At 60.7% G+C, this 12,895-nt stretch carries 10 protein-coding genes; 4 read left to right on the top strand and 6 right to left on the bottom strand.

Annotated features, from left to right (window positions below; genetic code table 11):
* Positions 1–61: 61 nt before the first annotated feature.
* The 4 genes from A8G15_RS28025 to A8G15_RS31560 all read right to left on the bottom strand — a co-directional run bounded on the left by A8G15_RS28025 (position 62) and on the right by A8G15_RS31560 (position 2,006).
* The gene (locus A8G15_RS28025; RefSeq protein WP_068166442.1) at positions 62–442 is read right to left on the bottom strand and encodes a hypothetical protein; all 381 of its coding nucleotides are present in this window, start codon (positions 440–442) and stop codon (positions 62–64) included.
* 279 nt (positions 443–721) lie between these two features.
* A complete protein-coding gene (locus tag A8G15_RS28020; RefSeq protein WP_068166441.1) occupies positions 722–1,108 on the bottom strand; it encodes a hypothetical protein in 387 nt (128 codons plus the stop codon).
* A 20-nt stretch (positions 1,109–1,128) separates the two neighbouring features.
* The gene (locus A8G15_RS28015; protein WP_156665601.1) at positions 1,129–1,428 is read right to left on the bottom strand and encodes a hypothetical protein; all 300 of its coding nucleotides are present in this window, start codon (positions 1,426–1,428) and stop codon (positions 1,129–1,131) included.
* A complete protein-coding gene (locus A8G15_RS31560; RefSeq protein ID WP_245688038.1) occupies positions 1,425–2,006 on the bottom strand; it encodes a hypothetical protein in 582 nt (193 codons plus the stop codon). The genes A8G15_RS28015 and A8G15_RS31560 overlap by 4 nt, the downstream gene beginning before the upstream one ends.
* A 507-nt stretch (positions 2,007–2,513) precedes the next feature.
* Between A8G15_RS31560 and A8G15_RS28005 the strand changes: the two genes are divergently transcribed.
* From A8G15_RS28005 to A8G15_RS27990, 4 genes are read left to right on the top strand one after another with little or no spacing between them, the layout of a single operon-like run.
* Positions 2,514–5,246, top strand: a complete 2,733-nt coding sequence (locus tag A8G15_RS28005; RefSeq protein ID WP_068166439.1) for a hypothetical protein — start codon at positions 2,514–2,516, stop codon at positions 5,244–5,246.
* 3 nt (positions 5,247–5,249) lie between these two features.
* Complete coding sequence (locus tag A8G15_RS28000; protein ID WP_068166438.1) at positions 5,250–6,749, top strand: hypothetical protein; 1,500 nt, start codon at positions 5,250–5,252, stop codon at positions 6,747–6,749.
* Positions 6,750–6,764: 15 nt separating this feature from the next.
* Entirely contained in the window at positions 6,765–8,888 is a 2,124-nt protein-coding gene (locus tag A8G15_RS27995; protein WP_068166437.1) for a site-specific DNA-methyltransferase, read from the top strand.
* Positions 8,885–11,482: a DEAD/DEAH box helicase gene (locus tag A8G15_RS27990; RefSeq protein ID WP_068166436.1), complete on the top strand. Its 2,598-nt coding sequence runs from the start codon at positions 8,885–8,887 to the stop codon at positions 11,480–11,482. Before A8G15_RS27995 ends, A8G15_RS27990 begins: the two co-directional genes overlap by 4 nt.
* A gap of 296 nt (positions 11,483–11,778) precedes the next feature.
* On the opposite strand, the gene A8G15_RS27985 is transcribed toward A8G15_RS27990, so the two are convergent.
* Both A8G15_RS27985 and A8G15_RS27980 read right to left on the bottom strand, forming a co-directional pair.
* Positions 11,779–12,153 (bottom strand): hypothetical protein, encoded by a 375-nt coding sequence (locus A8G15_RS27985; protein WP_068166443.1) that lies wholly within the window; start codon positions 12,151–12,153, stop codon positions 11,779–11,781.
* A gap of 509 nt (positions 12,154–12,662) precedes the next feature.
* Positions 12,663–12,866 carry a hypothetical protein gene (locus A8G15_RS27980; protein WP_068166435.1) on the bottom strand — a complete coding sequence of 68 codons (204 nt, stop codon included), beginning with the start codon at positions 12,864–12,866 and terminating at the stop codon, positions 12,663–12,665.
* Positions 12,867–12,895 lie beyond the last annotated feature (29 nt).

The following is a 12,895-nucleotide window of genomic DNA, read 5'->3' as shown; positions in this document are numbered from 1 at the left end:
CGCTCTACACCCGTGCACAACACGGAATCGCAGACGATCTCGGCCACCGAGTTACACCACTCTATGGGGCACTACTGTTCGAGGCGTCGGTGCCGATCTCGTTCGAGTCTTTCCGCATCGGGATCAGCAGGTTGTGGATCTCGTCCTCGCGGCAGTATTTGCCCTCGTCGTTCGAGCGGATGAGCTTCTCCAGGACTTCAAGGATCACCCGGCGCCGCGCCACGTACGCCGCCAAGTCCGACTGGTTGATGTCGGTGATCTTCGCCAGGTAGTCGTCGAGCCGCTCCTGGTAGTCCGTGGGCCGCTCGGCACCGTCTTCGGCGAAGATCTTCTGGGCCTCGGCGAGAGTTTCGGCTTCGAGCTTCTGGAGTTCGCGGTGAAGAACCACTTCCAGCTCCGTGTTCTTCATCGCCGGGTCGACCGTCAGTCCCAGCGACCCCATGCGCTTGAGCAGAGGTCGGTACCGAGGCGCATGATTGCTGACGTAGTCATTGACCCGCGACTTACCCTCGTCCCGGGCTGCCGCCAGCTCATCGGCGAGCAGAACTTCTATCTCGGTGAGTACAGCCGTGCGTACGTCGGCGAGCGTGATCTCACCCTCGATCGTGTCGCCCTCGATGGTCTCGTCGATGTCGAACGCCGTCCTGTCAGCGCGGACGTTGGCGTCGAGGTAGTCGGAGGCGAGGTAGCAGACGTAGGTGAAGTCCGCGCCCTTCTCGTCCTAGAGTCGGCCGTAAAGCCCGGGGACCTTCCCGGTAATGTTCTCTTCAGTGACCACACGGCTCGCGGCGCACCAGTAGAGCCTCGGCATCTGGTTGCGGGTCGACGACTTCAGGCAGAGGTTGACCATGTCGAACTTCTCACCCTTGACTTCGATCGTCTTCGTCGGCATCGCCGAATAGACAAACTCGTCCATCAGTTCCCTGAGTAAGACGGTCTCGCCATCGTCGACGACCCGGATCTCAGGCGCGCCCCCAGGCCGCAGGAAGTACCAGATGCAGTGCTCGAACACTTCTCTCGCGATTGCCGCTGCTGTCTTATGGGCGCTCTTCTGGTAGGCAGTGCCGAAGCCGTCCAGCTCGACTATCGTCCCGGTATCGGCGAGCATCTCGGCTGATTCGATGGGCTCTACCTCTCGATCGACCGAGAACCGAAATGCCGGCCCTGGAGGGTGCCGTCCTCGCCCTTGTAGGTGCTCTTGACCACCACCTTGCTGAATGCCTTCAGCCACAGCAGGCGTCCCACGCCTCGGCATCCGTCGGCCGACTTGTAGTCACTGTCCAGCGTCTCGAACGACTTCATGTTCTCCGCAGTGAATCCCACGCCGTTGTCGGTGACTACGAACCCGATGATCGGCTCCAGCGCAGTACGCCCGGGCGCGGTGAGACCGAGATCGAAACCCACCTGCGGGCTACGCACGATCCTCACGTCGAGGCGTCCCTAGGAACTGTCCTCCTCGAATCTCGCATCGATAGCCTGTATGCCGTTGACGGCCTCCAACAGCGGGAGAAGCGCGTGGCTTTCGGCAGACCGGTGTTCTTGACTCGTCCCCGAAGGGACGTCGTCATCGCCGCCATGTCATCCTTCTTTCCATCTCGGCGCCGCTCACCGTGTCCAACGACGTCAGACAATCCTAGGCAGGCTGCACGGGTCGAGACTGCATGATCAAGACATCGGCGATCCACCTGCCCGACACGGTTACTGATCGCATGCCTTCCATAGTGGGAGCGGGCGCGTCGTTCCTGCTCCCTGTTCAGGCGGTGCGGGCGATCTCCACAGCGAAGCGACCATCGACGGTCGAGGTCACGCGGGAGTCGATGTGCAGACCGGACTTGCGGACCGCAGCGATCTTCCCGGTACGCAGGTCGCGGGCGGCGGGTCAGCGCATCGACTGCGGTGGTGACCTCGGCCGGGAACGATTCCTCGAGGTCGACGAGGGTGACCGGGGTGCCTTCGACGACGTCATGCAGCCAGGCGGCCGCAACAGCATTCTCGTCACCGGCCACCCGGGCGGCGACGCGCGCGGGGTGGGTGATGTAGGGCTGGCCGGCCTTGTCGACCTGGCCGCGGTTCCTCACTCGAAGGTCATGGCGTTCTACCGGCTCCACGCTCGTACCGCAGCTGCCCCATACCCCCACCGCGGCAGACGAGCGATGTTCTGGGAAGCCATCCGCGATGACGTGTGCACCAACCTCGACAGCGGTGCCCTCCCGATTCCCGACGCCGCCTGGCGCAGTCCGAGACCGAGTAGGTCCGCCGGCTCGCGGCCCTGACCGATGTGCGCCTGCTCAACCTGCTGACCTGGGCTATCTCCTGAGATAGCAAGGGCCAGCTCTGTGCTTGCTCTGGCACCTTCATTCGAGTTCTTCGGTATCCGTGGGTGCCGGAGGACATGTAGCGAAATCGATCTATGGAGCGAACTAAAGAGTGCAGCCGTGCGTTCACGGCTGCCAGCGTCGTGAGCTAGGCCGCGGCCTCTCTTGCTGTCTTGAATGAGTTACATCGGAGGATGCTTGTCGACGAAAGTGACGGGCGGCGCAAGCAGCGCGGTTGCCGCTTCATCACATGCGGCGTGTGCGCGGTTCCGTGGCACCGACCCCCTGATCACCGGCGTTACGCGACGTAAGCTCGCAGAACAAGTCGGCCATTCCAAAGGCCCCCAGAGCGCCATCCCGTTGCTACGTTGGATGCGCGCGATGATGTTCGAACGGCTCGTCCGCGACAAGCGCTTCGCGTCCGAGGTGGTCACCGTTTCGGTCGGCGCCCTGGGCCTGGAACGGCCACAGGCGGTTGTCGTAGCCGACGCCCACATCGACACGAGCAAGACAGCGTCCGCTTTAGAGCTGGCGCACAATGCTGCTGTTACGCGTGGACATGCCACTCTGATCCACCAGTTGGCCGTTCCATTTCTCGGGCTCGAAGGCGAGAACGCTACGGACACGCATCCTGACTTCGCGGTGGTTGCGCCCAAGGCTCCAAGCAGTGACGGCAAGTCTGAGGGTTCATGGTTGATCGTCGGCGACGCCAAGGACTATCAGCGGGTTCGCGCCAAAATTGAGGATGGTCGTCTCCTCAAAGGATTTCTGCAGGTCGCCCTAGGTGCCGAGTCTGCCGCAGCATGGACGAAGCTGCCTGCAGGAATGGACGTTCACACTTTCGGCATCCTCGCCGTGCCTCGCAATTCTTCGCTGTCTCCGACTGCAGTGATCGAGAACCTGAACGACCACCGTGAAGAGGTTCGTATGCGTGTTCGAGAACGCGCTTCCGAAGCAGCCGGCTTCCCTCCGGAAACCCGCTCCAACTTACCGGCCCATCTTGCACACTTACAGGCCATCTATTCTCCGGACACCTGTCCTAGCTGCGACATGTTCATGTTTTGCCGTGCCGAGCTGCAGAAATCGACCAACCCGGCCGACCTGCTGATCGAACTGGGAGTCAAACCGGAAGTCAGAACACAGGCCGTGGGACTGATCGACGGTGTCACCCCGGTCGGGAAGCTCCCGAACTCGGTCCGCCAGCAGATCGAGGCGACGCTCGCAGGAAACGGCATGCTATCCGGCCAGCGACGCCTCGACCCGATCGGGCAGCCCGGCACGGTCAACGTGGTACTGGCCAAGTCGGACGGTGCGACCCTCGGCGTGTATGGCATCGCTGTCCAGCGCGTCACAAAGAACACTGTCGAACCCTGGCACGTTTCGGTGTACGACAACCCCGACAGCGACGCCACCCGACGATCGATCATGAAGCTGCTCGGCAGGGAACTCAACAAGGCCATCGCAGAGCAATTCAAGATGAACGCCGACGCTCCCGCCCCCGTCCACCTCGTTGTGCCCGACTCGACAACGGCCGACCTGCTGGTTTCGATCGCTGACAGTGTGGCCGGCAAAGAACTTTCTCGGTTGCGCTGGGAGCGCGACAAACAGCAGGGGCGTCCAGCGCTCACCTACAACGGCGAGCCTGCCGCCATTCCCTCGTACCTTCCAGAGAAGGACCGCGTAGCCGTTTCGTTCCTGTTGGAGCAGGACCGAGCACGGACTATGCGGGCCCGCTCTACCATTGTCGACTTGCGCAGGGCACTTGCCTCTCTCGTGACGGCCGGCGGTCCAACCGGCAACTCTCTTCGTCTCGACTACCTCGCGCCGTGGGTAGACCCGAGCGAACCTCTGATCGACCACCGCGCCCTAGCAGAATTGATCGAGAAGTCGGATCACTCGGTCGGCGCACAGTTAACCCCGACCCAGTCCAATGCGATTCACCATGCGTTCACAGGTGACAAGCCCGGGCTTCCGCGGCCAGCCAAGCCGAGCGTCTACCACGACCTGATCCGCACCGAGATCGAATACAAGACCACCGTGTTCGACAAGGCCTCCCGGATTCTTCAAACCGAGTTCGACCTCTCAAAGCTGCAACCAGCGGTGCGCACCGTAGAGGCCGACGCCCAGCGCCTCTGGCGTCGACGACTCGACCTGCACGCATTCGACCTCGTCCGGTTCGATCGCACATCCCGCTGGTGGCGCAACGACGTGGTGCCGATCCTCGAAGCGGACGACAAGTTCACGGCCCAAGTGACAGCCTTGACGAACCCGCTTGCAGCCTACGACGCAGCTCAGGATGCAGGCACACGCCACCTCGCCTTGGCACGAGTGATCAACGACGCTCCGCTGACGCTCGAAATCGACTCCCGCCGCATCGGTGACGAGTCGCGCATCGTCGCACTTCACCAAAACGGCTACGCCCTAGTAGAGACCGACGAGGTCACCGTTCAGGTCCAAAAGGGCAGCTTCAAGCTCTCCCACATGCCCATCGGTGAGCTTACGGCTCTCGGGACACACCCACGCCAATACAGATGGTCGCCCCACCACGATCCCGGCTTCACCGTCGGCGACGAGGTGATCGTCGCAGATTTCTCGTGGTTCTCCGAGAACAAGAGCGACGTGTGGTTGAACATGAACCGGCCGAGCGTCGACTCGTCGTCCGCGCCCAAACCCACCTGCACCCCCGACTCGTTCATCGACGACCCGGCCAACCATCAGTGGTGCTGCAAACCTCACGAGGCGGCCGAAGCCGAGTGGTCAGATATCCTCGCAGACCGCCGTGCCCGCGGAGAGCTCAATCCACAAGTATGGCCGCCCGTACTGGACTCAGACGCGTTCGACGTCAACGCCGCTGACGAGAGCCTGCCCGATCCTGCCGATCGGCCGGCCACCCAACCACCCGACGAGCTGACGATGGACGACGTGGAATAGCTGATGACTGTCACATTTACATCCCCGTCGCTCGTCGCTACCGATGCCTACCACCACTCGCGTGCCGCAGCGCAGAACGAAGCGGCGGCCACCTTTGCCAAGGGCCAGCTTCTCGACGCACTCAACGGCAGCTCGGACATTCAACGCATCCTGCTGAAAGCTGCCGCCGGAGCCGGCAAATCATTCCTCTTACGCGGTCTGGTCCGCGACGCCATCGATCAACCGCAGTGCCTGCGTGTCGCCGTCACGGCCTTCCAGAACCGGCAGCTGTGGCCGCTTGCCGCTTCCCTCGGAACCGACATCGGCAAGGACCGGGTGTGGCTGTGGGCCTCCAAGCGCGTCTTCAATGACGTGCCGGACTGGGTCAAAACGTCGGCCACCGTCGTCAACTCGGTCAAAGCGATTCCCCAAGACGTACCTGTCGTGCTGACCACAACACACATGCTCGGAATGACCCGCCAGCACATCCGAAGTCACTTCGGCACATCTTTTCACGACGATTACCGATTCGACGTCCTTTTTGTCGACGAGGCATGGCAATTGCCGCACCACCTGTTCGACAAGATCACCTACACAGCACCTATTCACGTGGGTGTCGGTGACGTCGGGCAACTACCGCCCTTGGAGATTGCCGAAAACCCCTGGCGCGGCGACCCCGGCTTCAACCCCTATCGCGCCTGGCCGACTGCCTACGACGGCGACGACCCCAACACATGGGCCACCGAATTGCCGGCGGTCTGGCGCCCGACAGGCGAACAACTGGGATTGTGGCGTGCGTTCTACCCCGAATGGGAGTCACTCAACTGCGTCGCCGCACCCGGTGACCGATCAATCGGACTCGGCCCTCTCTCCGGCCTGACAAAGACAGTGTGGGAGTCCGTCGCTACCGGCGTCCCCACGCTCCTCGAAGTCGACGGATTGCCGGACGCCGAAGCTGCCGACGTCGACCTACCACTTATCGAGTTCGTCGAAACCCTTCTCGACGACCTGTTCTCAGCAGGGTTCACCCTTTCCTCCCAGATCTACAACGACGACGGAACACCGAGCGGCAAGACCAAGGAGGAACACCCCGGCGCCGATGCGGACGACCCTCTCGTCGCCATCCTCGCCACCCGAAATCAGGCGGTTGACGACGCCACCGACGCTGCCACCCGACTCAGGGCCAAACACAACCTGATCGAATCCGACCTGATCGCGTCCACCGTCGACTCATGGCAGGGACAGACGAACGGCATCACGATCGCCCTCCATCCCCTCACCGGCGCCTCCGAGTTGGACGAGTTCAACTCGGCGTTCGGCCGCCTCGCAGTCGCCTGCACACGCGCTACGCATGGCTTACTGATGGTGTCGCGGCCCGGACTCGACAGGCTGCTTCAAGAAGCACCTGTACGCCCAGGTACTCCATTCGGTGAACCGGGGAACCGCCATCTGCCCCGTCAGACCCATCAGCGCATCCTCGCCACCTTCGCACGAGGGGTCGCCACAGTCTCACCGACTCCGTAAGTAAGAATCGACATCGTGTCACGCCTCAACGACCTCATCCGCCACGTCGCCAACCTGGACCCTCAGCTGGCAAAGGACCTACAGCGCGAAACCAACGCGCTCGCGGAACGCCGATCGTTCGGACTGAACTTCGAACGACACACACCCGAGGCGGTGGAATTGCCGGGCCGGCCAGTGCGCAAGAACGACAAGGTGCGCATCCTCCCCGACCGGGGCCAAATGCCGAAGAAGGAGAACGAGCGTCTCTATCGGGTAGCGAGGACTTACACCGAAGACGGCCAACGGTGGGCTGACGTTGTAGCAGTGGACGATCCCGACGAGGGGTGGTCCGTGCTCATGGAGGACCTCGTCGTGGTTGCCGAGTTCCGAGACCCGATCTATCCCGGGCTCGTCTCCACGGGGAAAGTCGAGCGTGGTGGCGATAAGCCGTTTCATACCGTGATCAACTCCGAGAACTATCACGCTCTCCAAGCGTTGCTGTATACGCATCGCGGGAAAGTCGACTGCATCTATATCGACCCGCCCTACAACACCGGTGCCAAAGACTGGAAGTACAACAACGACTATGTCGAGTCGGATGACCACTATCGTCACTCCAAGTGGCTTGCGTTCATGGAGCGGCGCCTTCTCCTTGCGAAGGAACTGCTCAACCCCGACGATTCAATTCTTATCGTCACTATCGACGAGAAGGAATATCTGCGGCTGGGACTCCTCCTCGAGCAGATTTTCCCCGAGGGTAGATCGCAAATGATCTCCACTGTTATCAATCGTAAAGGCAATGCGCGCCGGGGCGAGTTTTCGCGGAGCGAGGAATACATCTATTTTATTCGATTCGGCAATGCAGGTATCTCGCCATGGATTTCTGACATGCTGAATCAAGTCGAGGCTGCTGGCAACGAAAAGATTCGATGGAAGAGTCTATTGCGTCTCGCCTCTACTGGCCAGACGTCTGGTCGCTTCAATATGTTCTACCCGCTTTTCTTTGATTCTAATACTTTAGAATTCTTATATGCGGGAGAGCCGATTCCTGATGGCGTTCCTATCGATTCGGTCACGGTTCCGGAAGGGGCATCTGCGCTCTGGCCTATTCAAAAAAATGGAAAAGATGGACGCTGGTCGCTGAGTAAGCCAAAGTTCGACGAATACGTAAAGAAGGGCTATGTGAAGTTCGGCTCGAAGAATGGTGGTGGCAGAACGCCATACTATTTGATGGAAGGCCAACTGGCAGCGATCGAGTCTGGCGACCTTATCGTGACCGGCCATGATAAAGACGGGGCGGTGGAGCTGAAGAAGGTGTCGAGTCAGCGCTCTCCTCTGACGATTTGGAATCAAGCTTCGCATTCTACTTCTGGGCAAGGGACTGCTCTGGTGAAAGATTTGCTGGCAGGAAGGTCTTTCCCTTATCCAAAGTCTCTGTATGCGGTTGAAGATGCTTTGAGGTTCGCCGTTCTGCAAAAGCCCAACGCCACCGTAGTCGACTTCTTCGCAGGATCGGGTACTACGGCGCATGCAGTCATTCGATTGAATAAACAGGACGGAGGAAATCGCCAGTCTATCTCTATCACTAATAACGAGGTATCTGCGGCGGAACAGGTGCGGTTACGTGAGCAGGGGCTACGCCCCGGCGACCCTGAGTGGGAGCAGCTGGGCATCTGCGATTACATAACGAAACCTCGGATCGAAGCTGCTATCACAGGGAATACGCCAGACGGTAATCCCATCAAGGGGGAATACAAGTTTACCGATGAGTTCCCAATTTCGGACGGCTTCGAAGAGAATGTAGAATTCTTCACACTTACCTACGAGTCTGTGATGCGTGTGTCTAGCAACCGCGAGTTTCCGAAGATAGCTCCGTTCTTGTGGTTGCGTGCTGGATCGCGTGGACGCCGCATTGATGACATTTCGACCGGCTGGGACGTGGCAGACGCGTACGGGGTCATCGCGAATCTGGACTTGAGTGAAGCCTTCATCAAGGCGGTCGAGGCACAGCAAGGCCTGACTCATGCGTTCATCGTTACTGATGAGGACCGACTGTTCGAAGCGATGGTGCGACAGTTGCCTGAGCACGTCGAACCGGTCCGCTTGTACTCGTCCTACCTGCGCAACTTCGAAATCGAGGCAGGAAGGGCCGCACGATGAAGTTCACGCTCAAGCCGTATCAACGCACCGCCCTCGAAGACATGCTTGCGGCGCTGGACCGTGCCAAGGCGATCTATGAGCGCGAGATGACACCGACGTCGGTTTCACTGTCCGCAACCACGGGTGCTGGCAAGACCGTTATTGCCTCAGCCGTCATCGAGTCGCTGTTCTACGGAAACGACGACTTCGACTTCGAACCGGACGACGGCGCCGTCGTCATATGGTTTTCTGACAACCCGAATCTGAACGACCAGACGCGGTTCCGCATCATGGAGGCGTCCGACAGGGTTGTGTCGACAGACCTTGTCACCATCGAACCCCCGTTCTCGAAGCCCAAACTTGAGCCGGGCAAGGTGTATTTCCTCAACACACAGAAGCTCTCGAAGTCGTCGCTGCTCACTCGCGGGCACGAAACTCTTGCTGAAGACGAGGTTCTGGACGGGATGCACTCCTTTATCCAGCCCGATCTGCAGGGGTATACGATCTGGCAGACCATCGCCAACACGATCGACGACCCCGATCTCACGCTTTACCTGATCGTCGACGAAGCGCACCGTGGGTTCGGTACGAAGGTGACCCGCGACAAGTCCACAATTGTCCAGCGACTCGTAAACGGGCACGCCGGGTACCCGCCCGTCCCGATCGTGTGGGGAATCTCCGCCACCATCGGAGACTTCAAGGAGGCGATGGACGACGCGGCAGTGTCAGGAGACCGCCGCGACCTTCCCCCAGTCCAGGTCGATGGTTTCCAAGTGCAAGAGTCTGGACTCGTCAAGGACATCGTCAAAATCGACATCCCGGCCGAAGCGCAAGCTATCGACATGGTTCTGGTGCGTCGAGCCGTAAGAAAGCTGAAACACTCATCCGAGCGTTGGAAAAAATACTGCGAGTCACAAGGTCTGCCGGACGTCGTCAATCCACTACTGGTACTGCAGGCACCCAACACACCAGACCACGACAAGCTGGGACAAGCGATTGACGTCATCTTCGAGGAGATGCCGGAGCTGGGATCTGACTCCATCCGGCATGTACTGAGTGAACACACTATGCAGACCTTCGGAGCGCATCAGGTCAACTGGATCGAGCCGCAAGTAGTTGAAGACCGCACCCATGTTCGGGTGCTTATAGCTAAGGACGCGATCTCCACAGGGTGGGACTGTCCACGGGCGGAAGTGCTTGTCTCGTTTCGGCCGGCGAAGGACCATGACCACATCCAGCAGCTGCTCGGCCGGATGGTGCGCACACCGCTGGCGCGGCGAGTCCCTGGCGACGACGAGCTCAACTCTGTCGACTGCCTGCTGCCCTTCTTCGACCGCAAGACCGCCGGTGACGTCGTGAAGTTGCTGACCGCTCAGATCGACGGCGTACCCGACCCGACAGGTCGGAAAGTGATCCTCGAAGAGTGCGTCATGACTCCCAACAAAGCGATCTCCGACGAGGTCTGGAAGGTATGGGACGACCTGCCGTCCATGACCATTCCCCAGCGCGGCACTTCGCCGGTGAAACGTCTTGCTTCTCTCGCGCTTGCACTGTCGACTGACGGTGTTCGCCCAGGCGCACTCGCCGAAATGGCTCGGAAAATTCACAGTGTTCTCGATGAGTCGGCCGAGCTGTATAAGAGTCGGGTGAAGGCAGCTACCGCCGAGGTTTTGACGGTGCGTCTGCAGGAAATATCAGCGAAGTTCGGTACGACAGGTGTCGGATACACCGACGTTGTCGAGCAGGCCGATGAGCGAGCCATTCGTGCCGCATTCGAGGACGCACGCAAGGCGTTCGGTTCAGATATCGCCCAGACGTACGTCGACCATCTGACGGGTGAAGACGACAGCGACGATGTTTTGCGCGATGCGTTCGTGCGGGCTGCGGCACTTGCGTGTGTGCCGGAGGTCCGGGAAGCGGTCGACAAGAAATCGGACGAGATTGCTGAGGAGTTGTTCGAGGAGCATGCAGACGCGATCCAGGACTTGGCCGACGATCGCCAGCAGGAGTATCGCGAGATCAACGCGCTCGCTGCGACCCCTCAGATCAGTCGGCTAGGCCGGCCGCGCACCCGGATCGAGGACTACATCGAGGAGATCGACGGACAGTTGCGCCGAGCCGAATTGGTGAAGTTGCACCTGATGTCGGACGAGAACGGAGATGCGCCGATCGCCAAGCTTAATGACTGGGAAGGCGAGATCGTCAAGCACGAGATCGCACGGTCAGGCGCGCTCGCGTGGTACCGAAACCCGCCACGCCAGACCGCCGACTCGCTCGGAATCGCCTATCGCGATGAGACGACCGGCAACTGGCGTTCGATGCATCCGGACTTCATCTTTTTTCATGAGGTCGATGGTGAAGCGAAGGCGTCGATTGTGGACCCGCACGGCCACCACTTGGACGACTCGTTGGTGAAGCTTCAGGCTCTTGCCCGGTTCGCCGAGGATCATGGTCACGCGTTCCATCGGATCGAAGCCTTGAGCAAGGTCGGTGACGTGATGAAGATGCTGAACTTGAAGGACGAGAATGTGCGGTCCATCGTCCTGAGTGGCGGTCGGACGGTGGATTGGTACTACAACTCCCAGTTTGCTGGTAACTATTACGCGGAAAACTAAGGGATCGCGCCCCTGCCGGTTCTGGGCGGGCCCTGTCCGAGCTGCCGCACGTCAGGGCGTCACGCCAGTTCATCCGGGGAAGTTGCACGCATCTCAAGTCGAGACGAGACCAGTCCGTAAGGGGTTGATAGTGGTATCGTGTGGTTGCCTAAGGCAATAGCCGAGGGAAGTGGTTCGTGTAGGAGGTCTCCGGAGCGTAAGTACCCCCTGTGGGCAGCTCCACCTAGCGGTTTCCAGCCTTGCGCGCCCATCACGCTTGAGAAGAACCCCACCCACGGATGGGGTTCTTTTCGTTGTCAGAGCGTGAACACCTCGATCCGGTGTGCGATCTTCGCTCTCATCTGGCCACCGCGGCCCCAGGCCCATGCATGGATATCGGGGAGCCACAGCAGTGGATCGCTCGGGGAAGCATGGTGGTAGACGAACGGCGCATCGGCGCCCAAGGCGTCGCGGATGGTCCGATTATCCTCCCAATCCTGATTGCAGGATTCGATAAGGACCCGGCTCACCGAGAGCGTCGCCAAATCCCGAACGGCGGCCCCGAGAGTGAGATCACGGGCGCTTCGTTCAGGCATCTTTCCCGACTTGACGACGTAGAGGCGACTGGCCGCGTCGAGCTTCGCTACCTCGGTGACCAACTTCGGCGTCTCCTTCTTGCTGACAGACTTCATGTGGATCCGTGCGCTGCCTCGCGGACGCAGCGCTTCCACCTGCTTACGCAAGGCTGCGACATCTCCGCCGGCGACGGTGACAGCGCAGAGCATGTAACCGTCACGCTTGGACTCGTCAATGAATGCGTGCGCAAGCGGGGATCTTGTCAGTAGAGGGTGCAAGAGTAAGTCCGGGCACCGAACCAGGTAGTCGCTGCGTCGGCGATGACAGCTCCCGACCTGGTGGTTTCCGACCTACGCCCGCAGTTGCGGATTCTGTGCGAATCCGCGTCATCGGAAGCTGACCCCCGCCAACTCGATGAGCTCTTCGAGGTCGAGACGGTAGGCATCGAGAGAATATCCCCGGCTTTTGGCGCGGGCGGAGATGATCGGCCGGTAGGTATCCAGCAGACATGCCCCCGCGCGCCGTGGGTGCGGGGACATCCCACTGGGGTACCGGCGGGTCGGTCCTGCGGGGACCGGCCGCGGCCGGCGCCTCCGCAATCACGGTGTGGGACCTGCGTTTGGGGCTACAGCCGGCCGGGGCCGTCCTCGTCCCACGGGTTCGGGCTCTCCGGCGGCCAGGCGAGGTCGATGGGCCCGCCGCCGCGCGTTGTGTTCTCGCCGGTCAGCAGCACAATGCCGGCCACCACGGCGTCGAGGGTGATGTCCGGCAGTGGCATCGCCTTCAGCACCTCGGTGCGCAGCCGGTCTTCGATGACACTTCGCGGCATGGCTCAATTCTCAGTAGTGCCCCATAGAG

The sequence above is a fragment of the Rhodococcus phenolicus genome (assembly GCF_001646785.1).
Lineage (GTDB): Bacteria > Actinomycetota > Actinomycetes > Mycobacteriales > Mycobacteriaceae > Rhodococcus > Rhodococcus phenolicus.
This window is presented reverse-complemented; position numbering and strand designations above follow the sequence as displayed.

What these genes read in the sequence shown, in the direction of transcription:
- A8G15_RS28025 (WP_068166442.1), bottom strand. Translation starts at nt 442, where the DNA reads ATGGGGTCGCTGGGACTGACGGTCGACCCGGCGATGAAGAACACGGAG.
- A8G15_RS28020 (WP_068166441.1), bottom strand. Translation starts at nt 1,108, where the DNA reads ATGCTCGCCGATACCGGGACGATAGTCGAGCTGGACGGCTTCGGCACT.
- A8G15_RS28000 (WP_068166438.1), top strand. Translation starts at nt 5,250, where the DNA reads ATGACTGTCACATTTACATCCCCGTCGCTCGTCGCTACCGATGCCTAC.
- A8G15_RS27990 (WP_068166436.1), top strand. Translation starts at nt 8,885, where the DNA reads ATGAAGTTCACGCTCAAGCCGTATCAACGCACCGCCCTCGAAGACATG.
- A8G15_RS27985 (WP_068166443.1), bottom strand. Translation starts at nt 12,153, where the DNA reads ATGAAGTCTGTCAGCAAGAAGGAGACGCCGAAGTTGGTCACCGAGGTA.
- A8G15_RS27980 (WP_068166435.1), bottom strand. Translation starts at nt 12,866, where the DNA reads ATGCCGCGAAGTGTCATCGAAGACCGGCTGCGCACCGAGGTGCTGAAG.